This is a genomic window from Streptomyces misionensis (assembly GCF_007896895.1).
GTDB classification, from domain to species: domain Bacteria; phylum Actinomycetota; class Actinomycetes; order Streptomycetales; family Streptomycetaceae; genus Streptomyces; species Streptomyces misionensis_A.
This window is the reverse complement of the sequence record NZ_VOGW01000177.1, coordinates 122,713-138,857: the sequence shown is the minus strand read 5'-3', so window position 1 is coordinate 138,857 and position 16,145 is coordinate 122,713. Positions and strand designations below refer to the sequence as shown.

Sequence of the window (16,145 nt, the reverse complement as noted above, 5' to 3'; positions counted from 1 at the left end):
GCCGGAGAGATCTCCCCCCTCTCCCCCGACGGCCGTACCGAGCTGCGCTGGCTGATGGCCTCGGACGTGTGCAAGCACTGCACGCACGCGGCCTGTCTGGACGTGTGCCCCACCGGTTCGCTGTTCCGCACCGAGTTCGGCACGGTCGTCGTGCAGGAGGACATCTGCAACGGCTGCGGCTACTGCGTGCCCGCCTGTCCGTACGGCGTGATCGACCAGCGCAAGGACGACGGCCGGGTGTGGAAGTGCACCCTGTGCTACGACCGGCTGGGCGCCGGTATGGAACCCGCCTGCGCCAAGGCCTGCCCGACGGACTCGATCCAGTTCGGCCCGCTGGACGAACTGCGGGAGCGCGCGCGGGGCCGGGTGGCGCAGCTGCACGCGGCCGGGGTGACCGACGCGCGCCTGTACGGCGAGAGCCCGGACGACGGGGTCGGCGGAGACGGCGCGTTCTTCCTGCTGCTGGACGAGCCCGAGGTCTACGGGCTGCCCCCGGACCCCGTGGTCACCACCCGGGACCTGCCGGACATGTGGCGGCACGCGGCGCTGGCGGCGGTGACGCTGATGGGGCTCGCGGTGGGCGGTTTCGCGGGCGGTCGGGTACGGAGGCCACGGTGAGGTCGGTCGGTGGTGCGAGGAGCGGGCGATCGGACCGCGCCGGTTCTGCGAGGAGCGTGCGATGAGCGAAAGGGATGTCACCCGGGGCGGCGAGAAGGGTTCGCGGTCCGGCCGGGAGGCGCCGACCGGCGCGTACGCGGGGCGCCGGCGGCGCCGGCGCGGGCGGGGCGAGCAGCCGATGGTGCCGGAGGCGTCGTTCTCCTCGTACTACGGCAAACCCGTGCTGAACAAGCCGACGTGGAAGGCGCTGGACATCGCCGGGTACCTGTACGTCGGCGGTCTGGCCGGCGCGTCCTCGCTGCTGGCGGCGGGCGCCCAGGCCACCGGCCGGCCGGGGCTCGCGGTACCGGCGAAGGTCGGCGCGGCCGGCGCGATCTCCCTCTCGCTCGCCGCCCTGGTGCACGACCTGGGCCGGCCGGCCCGCTTCCTGAACATGCTGCGGGTGTTCAAGCCGACCTCGCCGATGAGCGTGGGCTCCTGGCTGCTGGTGGGGTACGCGCCGCTGACCATGGTCGCCGCGGCCGTCGAAGTGGCGGGCCGCCAACGGCTGCTGGGGTCGGCCGCCGCGGAGGTGGCGGACCGCTTGCGGCCGGTGGGCGCGGCCGCCACCGCGGTGGCGGCCGTCCTCGGATCCGGCGTGGCGACGTACACGGCCGTCCTGATCGCGGACACGGCGGTGCCGTCCTGGCACGAGGGCTACCGTGAACTGCCGTTCGTCTTCGCGGGCTCCGCGGCGAGCGCCGCGTCCGGCCTCGGCCTGGTCGCCGCCCCGACCGCGCAGGCCGGTCCGGCCCGCCGGACGGCGGTGCTCGGCGCCGCGCTGGAGCTGGGCGCGTTCCGGCTGATGAAACGCCGCATGGGCCTGACCGCCGAGCCCTTCGCCCAGGGCAGGCCGCGGGTGCTCCTGCGCGCGGCGGAGGCGCTCACCGCGGGCGGCGCGGCCCTCGCGCTCCTGTGCGCCCGCGTGCCCGACCGCCGTCTCGCCCTGGCCGCGGGCACCGCCCTGCTCACCGGCTCGGCTGCGCTGCGCTTCGGTGTCTTCGAGGCGGGGGTGGCGTCGGCGGAGGACCCCCGGTACACGGTGGTGCCGCAGCGGGAGAGGCTGGCGGCGAAGGGCGGCTGAGCGGTCACGGGCCCCTCCACCAGCGCGGTCACGGGCCCTGCACCAGCGCGGCCACCAGGCGGCTCATCGCGGGCCGCGGGTCGGGGGTGCCGGGCCAGCCGGTCATGAGCAGATGGTGGGCGGTGCCGACGATCGCGAGGGCCGCGGTGCCCGGATCGACGGACTCCGCCACCCGGCCGAGTTCCTGCTCGGCCGTCAGATAGCCGGTGACGGCCTCCTGGACCGCGGCGAAGCCCGGCGCCCCGCCCTCCAGGGCCGCGCGGACGCGCGCCATGGCGGCGGGGCGGGTCATCGCCAGGCCCGACAGGGCGGGGCCGCCGGAGTCGAACAGGGCGAGGACGACGGCGTCGAGGTTGCCCGTCACCGTGCCCTGCCCGGCGAGCCCCGGCAGCGCCCGCGCCCGCGCCGCCGTCCGCGCGAACCGGTCGAGGCAGAGTTCGGCCACGAACTCGTCGAACCCGGCGAAGTGCGCGTGCAGCAGCCCCTTGGCGCAGCCGGCCTCGGTGGTGACGGAACGGCTGGTGAGCGCGCCGGGACCGGCCCGTTCCACGACGCGCTCGGCGGCCGCGAACAGCCGCTCGCGCACGTCCGGCGTCGCAACTCCACGCGGTGCCATGGCCCTGCCCTCCGTCCTGGCGTCAAGTCCCTGGATGGTATCGGGGATTGCCAGTATGGGCGGGTGCCCATACTGTTTGGGCAAGCGCCCATTCTCCGTCGCCCACAGGAGGCACCCGTGCCGGACATCGTCAACTCTCCGCAGGAAAAGGCGTGGAACGGTCCGGAGGGCGTGCACTGGGCGCGCCACCAGGACCGCTGGAACGCCGTGAACGAGGGCTTCGACGAGCCGTTGCTCGACGCCGCCGCGATCTCCTCGACCCACCGGGTCCTCGACGTCGGCTGCGGCGCCGGAGGCACCACGCGGCTCGCCGCGCTCCGCGCGCCCCGGGGCGGCGCGCTGGGCCTCGACCTGTCCGGCCCGATGCTGGCCGAGGCCCGGGCCCGCGCACGGCGGGAGGGCATCGCCAACGTCTCCTTCGCCCAGGGCGACGCGCAGGTGCACCCCTTCGAGCCGGGCGCCTTCGACGCGGCGATCAGCCGCTACGGGGTGATGTTCTTCGCCGACCCGGTGGCGGCGTTCGGCAACATCGGCCGCGCGCTGCGCCCCGGCGCGCGCCTGGCGTTCGTCTGCCCGGCCGACGTCTCGCTCAGCGGCGGGGCGGCGGCGCTGGCCTCGCTGCGCGACGTCCTGCCGCTCGGCGGCTTCGGCACCCCGGGGCTGCCCGGCATGTTCTCCCTGGCCGCCCCGGACCGCATCCGCGCCGTCCTCGCCGCGGCCGGCTTCACGGGGGTGGCCGTCGACCGGGTGCGGGCACACGAGACCTGGGGCCACGGGGCCGAGGACGCCGCGGAGTTCATGCTCGGCACGGGCCCCGGCCGCCATCTGATGGCACAGGCCGGCGCGGCGGAACAGGACCGCGCCCGCCGCGCCCTGACGGACCGGCTGCGCGCCCATGAGGCGGACGACGGCACGGTCCGGCTGCCCAGCACGTCCTGGCTGGTCACGGCGGGCCGCCCGGACCACCCGGCGGGCGCGAGGTGAGCGGCCGGTCCGTCCCCGGCCGGGGTCGCACGGCCGGGGGGACGGCGGCGCGGTGTGCCGAGTGCACCAGGCGAACGCCCATGCCGAGGGCGAACGGCGTCCTGACCATGTAGATCATGCCGGAGCCGTGCACGGTGACCGGCTGATCGTAGGAGCCGCGGCGAGGGAGGTCTCGTCGGGCCGGGCGAGCCGGCTGCGCATCAGCAGCGCGAACACGCCGAGGACCATGCCCGCAGAACTCCGCGCACCCGTTCGCGATCACCGGGACCTGGTTCCCCGCCGCGCCGGCGGCACCATCGCCCGCCGGAACCGCGCCCAGTCCTCGGTCGCACCCGGCCTTCAGGCCGTTGACCAGGGCAGATGGAGAACCGGGACGGGAGTATCTAGGGTCTGCACGTGGCTTTCATCGTGGTGTGTGAAGACGACGCGGCGGTCCGCGGTGTCCTGAAGCGCGCCCTGGAGCACGACGGCCACACCGTCTCCGTCGCCGCCACGGCCGACAGCCTGCTGCGGCAGCTCGCGCCCGCGCCCCGTCTGGTCATCCTGGATCTCGGGCTCCCGGACGCCGACGGCCGCGACGTCTGCCTGGCCCTGCGGGCTCGCGGCGTCGACGCGCCGGTGCTGATGCTCACCGCCCTGGACGGCCTGCACCACAAGGTGGGCGGCTTCGAGGCCGGCGCCGACGACTACATGACCAAACCCTTCGACATCCCGGAACTGCTGGTCCGCGTCCGGGCGCTGCTGCGCCGGGCCACCGTGGCGCCCGCACCGCGCGAGGTCGTCCTCGATCCGGCGAAGCACGTGGTGACCTACGATTCGGTGAGCATGAGCCTGACCCCGACCGAGTTCCGGCTGCTGGGCCGCCTGATCGCCTCGCAGGGCGACGTGGTACGCCGCCACGCCCTCGTCGCTGCCGGCTGGCCGCACGGAGCGCAGGTCAACGACAACACCCTCGACTCCTATGTGCGCCGGCTGCGGGCCAAGCTCGGTCCGCTGGGGGTGGCCGGGCGGCTGGCGACCGTCCGCGGCGTGGGCTACCGATGGCAGTGACGGGATTCCGTAAGCGGGTCGTCGCGCTCACTGTGCTGATCGCCACCGCCGTGGTCGCGATCCTGGTCGTCGTCTCGCACGTGCTGCTGAGCCGGGTGACGGACGCCGACGCGCACGATCTGGCCCGTACCCGCGCCGAGGCGGTCGCGGCGAACGTCACCGCCCAAGGCGGCCGTGTCGTACTGACGGAGAACAGCAGCGAGGCGCTGGACGAGGTCGCCTGGGTGTACGCCGACGGCCGCCTGATCGATGGAAACGTCCCGCCGAGCCTGGTCGATCGCGTCGAGGAGCTGGCGGGCTCCGGGCGATCGCAGACCGCGTCGGTCGGCGATTACCTCCTGTACGCGCGGCAGGTCCCGATCGACGGCCATCACGTCATGGTGATCGTCCGGGTGGACCTCACGCCCTACGAGACGTCCGAGCAGCGCAGCCTGGCCCTGTCCCTGATGCTGGGCGGCCTCACGATCGTCCTCGCCGGCGGTGTCGCACACCTCGTGGTGCGCCGCGCTCTGCGGGTCGTGCACGAGATGGCCGCCCTCGCCGACGACTGGGGCCATCACGAACCCGGGCGCCGCTTCGACCTCGGCGTCCCCCGCGACGAGTTCGGGGAACTGGGGCGGACCCTCGACCGTCTCCTGGAGCGCGTCGACAACGCGCTGGCGGACGAGCGCCGGCTCACCGATGAGATCGCCCACGAGCTGCGGACACCGCTCACCGTCCTGCGGGCCGAGGCGCAGCTGGCGCAGCTGTCGGGCGGGCCGGTGCCGCCGGAGGCCGTGCTGGGCGAGGTCGACCGTCTCGATGCGGCGATCACGACGCTTCTGCGCGCCGCACGCGCACGGTCGGACAAGGGGACCCGGTGCGATCTGCGCTCCGCCGCACGGCAGGCGATCGCCGGCCGCGCGGTCGAGGTCGCCTTCCCCGCGAAGGTCGAGGTCGCCGTGGCGGCCGACGTCGCCGTCTCGCTGCTGTCACCCCTGCTGGACAACGGCCTGCGGCATGCGAAGTCCCGGGTGTGGATCACCGCCCGCGACCAGGGCGAGGCCGTCGTGGTCGATGTCCTGGACGACGGCCCCGGATTCGATCCCGCGGACGTCGACCGGGTCTTCGAAGCGGGGGTGACCGACGGCGACGGGTACGGGCTGGGGTTGCCGGTGGTCCGGCGCATCGCCGCCTCGGCCGGTGTGGAGGTCCGCGCGATCGCGGACGGCCGCGGTCACGTCGAGGTGACGCTCCCGGCCGCCCGTGCGACCGCGTAGTCAGGTTATGTGCAGGTTCCCCGCGCAAACCTCCCCGCATGACAACGACTACGGAAGCACGCACGCGCAGCGGGCGTCTCATGCTCAACAAGGTTCCCGAGGTCACCGTCTGGTTCTGGGTGATCAAGATCTTGTGCACGACCGTCGGTGAGAGCTTCGCCGACTGGATCAACATGAAGCTGGGCGTCGGCCTGGTGAACACGGCCTGGATCTTCACCGCGGTGTTCGTGGTGGTCCTGGCCGTCCAGCTGCGGCTGAAGCGATACGTCCCGTTCCCCTACTGGCTGACCGTGGTCGTTGTCAGCGTCACGGGCACCCTGTACACCGACATCCTGACCGACCAGCTCAACGTGCCGCTGTGGATCAGTTCCGCGGTCTTCTCCGTACTGCTCGCGGTGGTCTTCGGTGTCTGGTGGCTGCGTGAGCGCACGCTGTCGATCCACTCGGTCACCACGCTGCCGCGGGAGTCGTTCTACTGGCTCGCCGTTCTCGTCACCTTCGCGCTCGGCACCGCGACCGGCGACTGGACCCTCGAACTCACCGGCTGGAGCCCGGGAGTCTCGGTCCTGCTGCCGCTCGGCCTCATCGCGGCGATCACGGCGCTGTGGAAGTTCGGCGCGAACCCGGTGCTGTCCTTCTGGCTCGCCTACATCCTGACCCGCCCGCTGGGTGCGAACATCGGCGACTGGCTGGCCTCCCCCAAGGTCGCCCAGAACCCGGGCGACCCCACCGGTCTCGATCTGGGCACGTTCACCACCAGCCTGATCTTCCTCGGCCTGATCCTGGCGACGGTGGCCTACCTGACGGTGACGCGCTCGGACGTGACCGAGACCCACGAGGCGACCCACGCGGCGGCGGCCACCGGCGACCCGCGCAAGGAGCGCACCGCGCTGGCCGGCTTCGGACTGCTCGCCGTCGCCACCGCGGGCCTGCTGGTCTGGGCCCACGGCCAGCCGCACGTCGGCCCGGCACCGGAGGAGGACAACACCTCCGCCGTCCAGATGGCTCCCGGCCAGGCCGTGAAGAAGTTCCCGCCCACGAAGGTCTCCGCGCTGCGGACCCTTGCCTCCACCTCGCTCAAGGACGCACGCTCGGGGAACGCGACCGGCGCGCACGCGGCCGCCCAGAAGCTGCGTGATCTGTGGGACGCCGACCAGGCGTCGCTGCAGCCGCTGGACCAGACCGGCTGGACCTCCATCGACGCCCAGATGGACAAGGTGCTCAAGACCTTCGGCATCGATCACTCGAACCCGCCGATGTCGCCCGCGCAGCAGGAGAAGGAACTGAACGCCCTCCTGACGGACATGGGCTGACCGACCGCACAGCGCCCGGCCGGCCCACCCGGCCGGGCAGGCTCGGTGTCCCGCGGACACCGCGATGCGGCCGGGGCCGCCTGTGGCAGCCGCGGCACGCCCGCAGACTCGCGTGGCACGGTGGCCGGCCGGTTGGCGTCGGCCGGTCCAGGCCACCAGGAAGACGGCGAAGGCGGCCAGGGCGCCGAGGTGGGCGGCGCGAGGCCGCTCGGTGCGAAACACACCACCCCGGCGGGATGCCCCACGGCGGCGGCCTCCCACCTGCGGAGCGGTCCGCCTCCCTCACCGGATGTGCGCCTGCGGGAGCCATCCGCACCGGGCCGCGGGGAGTGCGCCCGCCGCACGGTTTGCCCCCGGCCCGCGGGGGTACCCCGGCGCCGCAGAAGATGCCGCAGCGGCGGTGCCACGGGACAATCGGGACACGAGTGGGAGGAGTGGCCGTGGGCGTACGAACGTGGATCGACTCATGGCCGGTGTACCGCCAGCTCACCGGGACGGACCCACTGGGCCGGGGTGCCGCCGCCAAGAGCGGTCGCAGCGAGCGGCTCACGCCCCGGGTGGCCTCTGCCGACCGGGTGGTGAAGTCGGTCTGCCCGTACTGCGCGGTGGGCTGCGGCCAGAACGTGTACGTCCAGGACGAGAAGGTCACCCAGATCGAGGGCGACCCCGACTCCCCCGTGTCGCGCGGCCGGCTGTGCCCCAAGGGCTCGGCGAGCCTCCAGCTGACCACGGGTGAGGCCCGCCGCCACGAGGTGCTCTACCGGCGCCCGCACGGCACCGACTGGGAGCGCCTCGACCTCGACACCGCGATGGACATGATCGCCGACCGGGTGATCGCGGCCCGCCGGGCGGGCTGGGAGTGGGAGGTCGACCAGACCCGCACCCGGCGCACCATGGGCTTCGCGAGCCTCGGCGGGGCCACGCTGGACAACGAAGAGAACTACCTGATCAAGAAGTTGTTCACGGCGCTCGGCGCGATCCAGATCGAGAACCAGGCGCGCGTTTGACACTCCTCCACCGTTCCCAGTCTGGGAACCTCGTTCGGACGCGGCGGCGCGACCACCTTCCAGCAGGACCTGCAGAACTCGGACTGCATCGTCATCGAGGGCTCGAACATGGCCGAGTGCCATCCGGTCGGGTTCCAGTGGGTGATGGAGGCCAAGGCGCGGGGCGCCAAGGTGATCCACGTCGACCCGCGGTTCACCCGCACCAGCGCGCTCGCCGATCTGCACGTGCCGCTGCGCGCGGGCTCGGACATCGCGTTCCTCGGCGGGATCGTCCGGTACGTGCTGGAGCACGACAAGTACTTCCGCGACTACATCCTGGCGTACACCAACGCGCCGGTGATCCTGCGGGAGGACTTCTGTGACACCGAGGACCTGGCCGGTGTCTTCTCGGGTCTGAACGGCGAGACCCGCTCGTACGACAACACCAGCTGGCAGTACGAGGGCACACAGGTGCAGGCCGCCTCGGGCGAGCGCGACCAGGAGTACGACGAGCGCACCGGCGCCGGTGCGTCGGTGACCGAGGCGGCGCGCGGCGAGGCGCACGGCTCCGGTGGCGCGGTGATCGGCGAGGGCGAACCCGAGCGGGACGAGACGCTGACGCATCCGCGCTGTGTCTTCCAGGTGCTCAAGCGGCACTTCTCCCGCTACACGCCGGAGATGGTGGAGCAGGTGTGCGGGGTGCCGCAGGATCTGTTCCGTCAGGTGTGCGAGCTGGTCACGGAGAACTCCGGGCGGGACCGGACGACGGCCTTCGCGTACGCGGTGGGCTGGACGCAGCACACGGTGGGCGTGCAGTACATCCGCACGGCCTGCATCCTGCAACTGCTGCTGGGCAACATCGGCCGGCCGGGCGGCGGCATCCTCGCGCTGCGCGGGCACGCCTCCATCCAGGGCTCGACGGACATCCCGACCCTGTTCAACCTGCTGCCGGGCTACATCCCGATGCCGCACGCGCACCAGAACCAGGACCTGGACGCCTTCGTCGAGGCGGAGGCGGCGCACAAGGGCTACTGGGGCAACATGCGCGCGTACCTGGTGAGCCTGCTCAAGGCGTACTGGGGAGACAAGGCCACGCAGGAGAACGACTTCTGCTTCGACTACCTGCCGCGGCTGACCGGTTCGCACTCGACGTACGAGACGACGATGGCCCAGCTGGAGGGCACCTGCAAGGGCTACTTCCTGCTGGGCGAGAACCCGGCGGTGGGCAACGCCAACTCCAAGCTGATGCGGCTCGGCATGGCCAATCTGGACTGGCTGGTCGTGCGCGACTTCTCCCTGATCGAGTCGGCGACCTGGTGGAAGGACGGGCCGGAGATCGAGACCGGGGAGATGCGCACGGAGGACATCCGCACCGAGGTGTTCTTCATGCCGGCCGCGGCGCACACCGAGAAGGACGGCAGCTTCACCAACACCCAGCGGCTGCTGCAGTGGCACCACCAGGCGATCGAGCCGCCCGGTGAGTCGCGCAGCGAACTGTGGTTCACGTTCCATCTGGGGCGGATCATCCGGGAGAAGCTCGCCGGATCGACCGACGAGATGGACCGGCCGGTGCTGGACCTCGCCTGGGACTACCCGACGAAGGGCCCGCTGACCGAACCGGACGCGGAGGCCGTGCTCGCGGAGATCAACGGCTATGACGCGCAGGGCGATCCGCTCTCCTCGTACGAGCAGCTGAAGCCCGACGGCTCGACCACCTGCGGCTGCTGGATCTACTGCGGGGTGCGCGCCGACGGCGTCAACCAGGCCGCCCGCCGCAAGCCCGGCCGGGAGCAGGACTGGGTGGCCGCCGAGTGGGCGTGGGCGTGGCCCGCCAACCGCCGCATCCTGTACAACCGCGCCTCCGCCGACCCCGAGGGCCGCCCGTGGAGCGAGCGGAAGGCACTGGTGTGGTGGGCCCCGGAGCGGGGCGAGTGGTCGGGGCACGACGTGCCCGACTTCAAGAAGGACAAGGCGCCCGGCTACGAACCTGACGAGGAGGCGAGGGGGCCCGCGGCGCTCACCGGCCGGGACGCGTTCATCATGCAGGCCGACGGCAAGGCGTGGCTGTACGTGCCGTCCGGGCTCACCGACGGGCCGCTGCCCACGCACTACGAGCCCCAGGACTCGCCGTTCCCGAACCTGCTCTACGACCAGCAGCGCAACCCGGTGCGGCAGCTGATGCCGACGCTGCCGGACAACCGCTACCAGCCGAGCGGCGACGATCGTGGCTCGCAGGTCTACCCGTACGTGGCGACGACCTACCGGCTCACCGAGCACCACACGGCGGGCGGCATGTCCCGCTGGCAGCCGTATCTGGCCGAGCTGCAACCGGAGTTCTTCTGCGAGGTCTCCCCGGAGCTGGCCGACGAGCGGAGCCTGGAGCACACCGGCTGGGCGACGATCGTCAGCGCCCGCGGGGTGATCGAGGCGCGGGTGCTGGTGACCGACCGGATGGCCCCGCTGACCGTGCACGGCCGGCGGCTGCACCAGGTGGGGCTGCCGTACCACTGGGGCCCCAACGGCTACACCACCGGCGACGCGGCGAACGAGCTGCTGCACCTCGCCCTGGACCCGAACACCCATATCCAGGAGGCCAAGGCGATCGCGGTGGACATCCGCCCGGGCCGCCGGCCGCGCGGCCCGGCGTCCCTGGAGCTGGTGCGGGCCTACCGGGCCCGGGCGGGCATCGACGAGCACACGGGCACGGAGCCGTAGGCCCTCGCGCGGGCCGGCGCTGGTGCTGTGACCAGGAAGGTTCACCGGGTTGGTGGTCGGAGCGGTTGGATACGGCGTGTCGTTCGATCCGACTGTCGGGAGTGCGGTGGCTGAGCCTGTTCGTGTGCGCAGGTTGTCCGATCAGGAGGGGCAGAAGCTGCAGCAGATTTCCTGAGCGGCACCCTCGCGACCTATCACCGCCCGCACGGGGTGCGCTACTTCCACGGCTGCTATTCGGTCGGCGACGACAAGTTGTGGGGCGTCAACCGCAGGAAGAAGGGCGCCGCGAACACCCTGGCCGCGCTGAGGTCGACCCGAGGGGCCCGCCCCGACGGCGCTCCGATCTACGTGATCCTGGACAACCTGTCTGCGCACAAGGGCGAGACGATCCGGCGCTGGGCGAAGAGGAGCCGGGTCGAGCTGTGCTTCACGCCGACCTACGCGTCGTGGGCCAACCCGACTTGAGCCACACCTCGGGCCGTTGCGGCAGTTCACCGTCGCCAACTCCAACCACCGCAACCACACCGCGCAGACCCAAGCCCTGCACGCGTATCTGCGCTGGCGCAACGCCAACGCCCGCCACCCCGAGGTCCTCGCCACCCAGCGTCGCGAACCTGCCCGCCTCCGCAGCGAGAAGGGCATCCGCTGGGGCGGGCGCCCCCTCGCCACCGCGGCCTGAAGAACCCGGCGAACTGTGTCTTGGACGGGCGAGGCTGCCGTAGGGGGCGATGAGTTGGTCTTGAAGCTCTGAAGGGCCCGGCCCGTCACCCGTTCCGCTGGGCTGGATCCTCCTCGGCGCGGATCCCATGCCGGTGTGCGTACACAATGGCCTGCGGGCGGTCGCGGCTGCCGGTCTTGGCGAAGATCTGATGGATATGGGTCTTCACCGTGGAGCGGCTCAGGTACAGCCTGGCGGCGATCTCCGCGTTGGACAGGCCCTGCGCGACCAGGCCGAGCACCTGGGCCTCGCGTTCAGTGAGGCCGTCGGGGAGGGCTGCGTTCTTCGCGGTGTGGCCTGGGTCGGTGCGGCGGCTTGCGTGGATCAGTCGGGCTGCGGCGATCGGGTCGAGCATGGCGTGGCCGCAGGCGGCGGCCTCGATGGCGCGGTGGATGTCCGCGGCGGAGGCGTTCTTGGTCAGGTAGCCGGTGGCGCCGGCTTCGAGTGCGGCGAGGATGGAGTCGTCGTCGGTATAGGTGGTGAGGACCACGACGGCCGTGGCCGGACGCTCGGTCCTGAGTCGGCGCGTGGCCTCGACGCCGTCGGTGCCGGGCATGTGAAGGTCCATCAGGACCACGTCGGCCTCGTGCCGGGCGGCGAGATCGACGGCCTGCGCGCCGTCCGCGGCCAATCCTGCGATGTGCACCCCGTCGAAGGCGCCGAGGATGGTGGCCAGGCCCTCGCGGACGACCCGATGGTCGTCCGCGATGATCACAGAGATGGGTGTTGGGCTCATCGGTCGCTCCCGTCGCTGCGGTTGCCCAGGTTGCCCCGTCGGTAGGGGATGCGTGCGGCGACCCGCCATCCACCGTCGGACGTGGGGCCGGCCTGGAGATCGCCGCCCGCCTGCTCGACGCGTTCCCTCATGCCCTGGAGCCCGAACCCGCCGCCGCTCGCGTGCAGTGCCGCGGGTGCGTCCGGGGCCGGGGCGGGTCTGCTATTGCTGACCTGTACGGTCACGGCCCTGGGGCCGAAGCCGATGCGCACGCTCACGCGCGCACCGGGGGCATGTCTGGCGGCGTTGGTCAGTGCTTCCTGGGCGAGGCGGTAGAGCGCGAGCGTGGTGTCGGCGTCCAGCTCCTGCCGGCTACCGTCCAGTTCGAGTGCTGCCTGGTGGAGTTCGCAGAGCCGTTCGAGCTGCGCGGCCAGCGGCGTGGCCTCGCCGCGCAGTGCGCGGACGGCTTGGCGTGCCTCGTCCAGGCCCGTGCCGACCAGCTCGTGGCCGAGCTCGATCTGTGTGATGAGCTTCTCGCGCGGTGCGTCGGTGCGGGCGAGGGTGTCGATCGCGGTGAGCTGGATCGACAGGGCGCCGAGGGTGTGGGCGAGCACGTCGTGGAGCTCGCGGCCGAGACGGTTGCGTTCACCGGCGAGTTCCGCCTCGGCCCGGGCGAGCTCGGTACGCCGGCGTTCCGTGGCGACCAGCGTGCTGTGCCGGGCACGCTGGTCGGTCTCGCGTCGGCTCGCACCGGCCACCAGTCCGGCGAGGGCCACGGCGGCGGTGCTCAACAGGCGCCCGGGAAACGGCTCGTGGGGGATCGCCGCGAGGCAGTAGGCGACGGGACCGGCGGTGGACAGCACGAGGGCGGCGACCGGATCGAACGCGACGGCGGCCAGGCTCGCCGCCACGCCGGTGAAGATCAGCCCATTGGCGTCGGTGACCGCGAGCACCGCCCCGGCCGCACACATCACCGCGGAGACCGCGGCCACGTGCGCACCCCGGGCACCGGCGGTCAGCAGGGTGCCGGCGATCAGGACGAGCCAGGCCAGCGCGGCGACGGCCAGGGCGACGGGCACCACGACCCCCGGGTCGGCGGGGAACGTGGCGACGTTGATCCAGACCGACACGCCCAGCCCCACCAGCATGGCCGCGGCACGCGCCCGCGGGTCGGGGATCATGCCGCTCAGCCCGATCCCGGGATGGTCCGCGGCCGGGCTGAATCTACTGGTGATACTCATCGGTCCTGATTATCCCAGGACGACGTGTCTGAAGAGCGTGCCCGAAGCGCGCGGACAGTGCGGATGATCAGGGTGAGCAGCGGTGTGAGGATCACCGTGCAACGCCCATCGTACGCGCGGCGCCCACGACCGGGACGGCCTGGGCCCGGCACGCGCGGCCTCGCGCCCACAGCCCCAGACTGCGGAACAGGCTCATGCTCACGGACAGGAAGATGAAGCCGTTCGCCAGAGCGGTGCCACTCAGGTGGTGGGTGGCCATGAACACGCCGAGCCCCAATGGAAAGACGTGCTGGGCGCCGTAGGCGAAGCCGAGCCGGGCGGCGGTCACGGCGATCCAGACCGCCGCGTAACCAGCCCCGGAGCGGCTGACCGCAGCGGGTCTGCCCGGGGTGGGCGAGGTGCGCGGCCAGCGCCATCGCCAATCCGGGTGGTAGTCGACGGACACCAGCAGCGGGCAGACCGAGAACAGTCCGAGCGCTGCCCCGGCCAGCGCGCTGACGCCTTGCAGCAGCAGGTCGTTGCCGCCGGTGGGCAGCGAGGTGAAGAAGAACGGCACGATGAGGGCGACGCCGATGATCGGCCGTCCCACCCGGAACCAGCCGATCTTGCGGCGGCCGAGATCGGATTCGAGCACTACGGCCAGGATCACCAGCTGCATGATCACGATGTTCGCTGCCATGCCCCCACCCTCGCCGCGATGCCCGGTCCTGCCATCGGCCTGCGGGCTGGTCACCGGGTGGGGGCGCGAGGACGGGGGGTGGAGAGCGCGGTCCACCCCCTCTGGCGATGGCCGCCTGTGGCATCGATTCATCCGGTCATCGCGTTTGTGTCCAGACCTCGATCAGATCCTCGGGCTCCCACTCCTGACGCATGTTCCCCTCCTGCCTGACGATCAGTGATAACCGCCACCCTTAAACAGGACCAAAGCCCTCAAGATCCCCTTCCGTTCAAGCACCACCCAGGCACCACGCTCGCCATACCACTGACCGCCAACCCGGTGAACCTTCCTGGTCACAGCACTAGCGGAGCACGACGGTGTGGGAGCCGCGGGGTACCAGCTCCCCCACCACCGGTGCCCCGGGGATCTCCCCGGCGACCAGCAGCCCGCCGGAGGTCTGGGCGTCGGCGAGCAGCAGCCGGGTGTCGGCGTCGGTGGTGCCGAACTCGGTGTGCGGGGCGACCCATTCGAGGTTGCGCCGGGTGCCGCCGCTGACGAAGCCGTCGCGGACGGCCTCTCGGGCGCCGTCCAGATACGGCACGGCGGCGGTGTCGATCACGGCGCTCACCCCGGAGGCCTTGGCGAGCTTGTGCAGATGGCCGAGGAAGCCGAACCCGGTGACATCGGTGGCGCAGGTGGCCCCGGCGGCCAGCGCGGCCTCGGACGCCTCCCGGTTCAGGGCCGTCATGGTGGCGACGGCCTGTTCGAACCGCTCGCCGGTGACCTTGTGCCGGTTGTTGAGCACGCCGAGGCCGAGCGGCTTGGTCAGCGACAGCGGCGTCCCGGGCCGGCCGGTGTCGTTGCGCAGCAGCCGCCCGGGGTCGGCGACGCCGGTGACGGCCATGCCGTACTTGGGCTCCGGATCGTCCACGCTGTGCCCGCCGCCGACGTGGCAGCCGGCCTCGGTGGCGATGTCGAGTCCGCCGCGCAGCACCTCGCGGGCCAGGTCGAAGGGGAGCCGGTCGCGCGGCCAGGCCAGCAGGTTGACGGCAAGCACCGGCCGGCCGCCCATCGCGTACACGTCGGACAGCGCGTTGGCGGCGGCGATGCGCCCCCAGTCGTAGGGGTCGTCCACCACCGGGGTGAAGAAGTCGGCCGTGCACACCATGGCCGTGTCCGGGCGGCCGGGCAGGGTGACCACGGCCGCGTCGTCGCCGGTGGAGAGGCCGACCAGCAGCGGGGTGTCACCGCCGACGAGCCGCGGCACGGTCAGCCCGCCGACCACGTCCTCCAGCTCACCGGGCGGGATCTTGCAGGCGCAGCCGCCCCCGTGGGCGAACTGCGTGAGTCGGACGGTCGCTTGGCGGGTCGGTGTCATTCCGGTCTCCTGGGGCACTAGCCTGACGAGCGGTGGAGGCGTGTGGGTGCCTGGTGGCCCTCCCGGTCTTCAAAACCGAGGTGCCCGAGGATCTCGGGCAGGCGGGTTCGATTCCCGTCCGCCTCCGTCTTCTACCTGTACCGATCGCTCTCGCGGCCAAACGCCGCGCGCTCGCGGCCGCCCTCGGCCGGCGGCCCGGTGCGGCAGCGTCGGTGCTGGTCGTCGACGCGTTCCGTGAGGCCCCGGCTGTCCAGGAACTCCAGCAGCGGTACGGCCACCCGGCGGGTGGTGTCGAGGGCGCGACGGGCCTCACTGAGGGTGAAGGGCTGGGGCAGGGTGCGCAGGACGGCGGCGGCCCCGGCGTCCGCTCCGGGCAGCAGGACGATGCCGTCGGCGATGCGCAGCAGGGCCCCGGCGGTGACGGCGGCGGCCAATGCCCTGCGGTCGAGCCCCAGTTCTTCGAGCCGTCCGGCCTCGGGCGCGCGGAACGGCGTCCGGGCCAAGTCGCGGCGTACGGCGTCCACGGCGGCGCGGACGGGGGCGGGCAGACCGGGTGCGTCGGGGCCGTACAGTCGGCCGTTCTCGACCCGGAGCCGGGGGGACGCCTCGGCCAGCGCGTCGACGAGGGCTCGGTCGGGCAGGCCGCGGAGCCGCCGCCCCGCCTCGGTGGGCCGGCCCGGGCCCCAGGGGTTGGCCCCCGCCCGCCCGGCGCCGTCGGCGGCCAGCCGCCCGCGCGCATCGCCCCCGAGCCACCCGTCCGGCAGCCATCGC

At 72.6% G+C, this 16,145-nt stretch carries 13 protein-coding genes, 1 tRNA gene and 1 pseudogene; 9 read left to right on the top strand and 6 right to left on the bottom strand.

Annotated elements, in window-relative coordinates; all coding sequences use genetic code 11:
• Together FRZ03_RS29895 and nrfD are read left to right on the top strand one after the other, a co-directional pair.
• Positions 1–618 (top strand): 4Fe-4S dicluster domain-containing protein (locus FRZ03_RS29895; RefSeq protein ID WP_146468204.1); only part of this gene is annotated, 618 nt, incomplete at its 5' end.
• A gap of 61 nt (positions 619–679) precedes the next feature.
• On the top strand, positions 680–1,741 hold the full coding sequence (gene nrfD / locus FRZ03_RS29890; protein ID WP_186785693.1) for an NrfD/PsrC family molybdoenzyme membrane anchor subunit: 1,062 nt from the start codon (positions 680–682) through the stop codon (positions 1,739–1,741).
• A gap of 28 nt (positions 1,742–1,769) precedes the next feature.
• Here nrfD and FRZ03_RS29885 read toward each other — a convergent pair whose 3' ends face one another.
• Positions 1,770–2,357, bottom strand: a complete 588-nt coding sequence (locus FRZ03_RS29885; RefSeq protein WP_146468203.1) for a TetR/AcrR family transcriptional regulator — start codon at positions 2,355–2,357, stop codon at positions 1,770–1,772.
• Positions 2,358–2,474: 117 nt separating this feature from the next.
• Here FRZ03_RS29885 and FRZ03_RS29880 point away from each other — a divergent pair, with 117 nt between their 5' ends.
• The 6 genes and pseudogenes from FRZ03_RS29880 to FRZ03_RS29845 form a co-directional block, all read left to right on the top strand.
• A complete protein-coding gene (locus tag FRZ03_RS29880) occupies positions 2,475–3,341 on the top strand; it encodes a class I SAM-dependent methyltransferase (protein WP_146468202.1) in 867 nt (288 codons plus the stop codon).
• A gap of 396 nt (positions 3,342–3,737) precedes the next feature.
• Positions 3,738–4,391: a response regulator transcription factor gene (locus FRZ03_RS29875; protein WP_146468201.1), complete on the top strand. Its 654-nt coding sequence runs from the start codon at positions 3,738–3,740 to the stop codon at positions 4,389–4,391.
• Positions 4,382–5,650, top strand: coding sequence for a sensor histidine kinase (locus FRZ03_RS29870; RefSeq protein WP_146468200.1), 1,269 nt, complete (start codon positions 4,382–4,384; stop codon positions 5,648–5,650). The genes FRZ03_RS29875 and FRZ03_RS29870 overlap by 10 nt, the downstream gene beginning before the upstream one ends.
• A 38-nt stretch (positions 5,651–5,688) precedes the next feature.
• A complete protein-coding gene (locus FRZ03_RS29865; RefSeq protein ID WP_146468199.1) occupies positions 5,689–6,963 on the top strand; it encodes a COG4705 family protein in 1,275 nt (424 codons plus the stop codon).
• Between the two features lie 440 nt (positions 6,964–7,403).
• Positions 7,404–10,664: a formate dehydrogenase gene (fdh, locus tag FRZ03_RS29855; protein WP_186785692.1), complete on the top strand. Its 3,261-nt coding sequence runs from the start codon at positions 7,404–7,406 to the stop codon at positions 10,662–10,664.
• Between the two features lie 186 nt (positions 10,665–10,850).
• Positions 10,851–11,343: pseudogene (locus FRZ03_RS29845) on the top strand (transposase); the annotation flags it as partial.
• Between the two features lie 85 nt (positions 11,344–11,428).
• On the opposite strand, the gene FRZ03_RS29840 reads toward FRZ03_RS29845, so the two are convergent.
• The 4 genes from FRZ03_RS29840 to selD form a co-directional block, all read right to left on the bottom strand.
• The gene (locus tag FRZ03_RS29840; RefSeq protein WP_315902674.1) at positions 11,429–12,097 is read right to left on the bottom strand and encodes a response regulator transcription factor; all 669 of its coding nucleotides are present in this window, start codon (positions 12,095–12,097) and stop codon (positions 11,429–11,431) included.
• A 17-nt stretch (positions 12,098–12,114) separates the two neighbouring features.
• Complete coding sequence (locus FRZ03_RS29835; protein ID WP_146468195.1) at positions 12,115–13,338, bottom strand: sensor histidine kinase; 1,224 nt, start codon at positions 13,336–13,338, stop codon at positions 12,115–12,117.
• Between the two features lie 91 nt (positions 13,339–13,429).
• On the bottom strand, positions 13,430–14,017 hold the full coding sequence (locus FRZ03_RS29830; RefSeq protein WP_146468194.1) for a hypothetical protein: 588 nt from the start codon (positions 14,015–14,017) through the stop codon (positions 13,430–13,432).
• Positions 14,018–14,357: 340 nt separating this feature from the next.
• A complete protein-coding gene (selD, locus tag FRZ03_RS29825) occupies positions 14,358–15,374 on the bottom strand; it encodes a selenide, water dikinase SelD (RefSeq protein WP_146468193.1) in 1,017 nt (338 codons plus the stop codon).
• 34 nt (positions 15,375–15,408) lie between these two features.
• Between selD and FRZ03_RS39480 the strand changes: the two genes are divergently transcribed.
• Positions 15,409–15,501: transfer RNA gene (locus FRZ03_RS39480), tRNA-Sec, on the top strand.
• 4 nt (positions 15,502–15,505) lie between these two features.
• Here FRZ03_RS39480 and FRZ03_RS29820 read toward each other — a convergent pair.
• Positions 15,506–16,145: SelB domain-containing protein (locus FRZ03_RS29820; RefSeq protein WP_186785691.1), on the bottom strand; the 640-nt coding region annotated here is incomplete at its 5' end.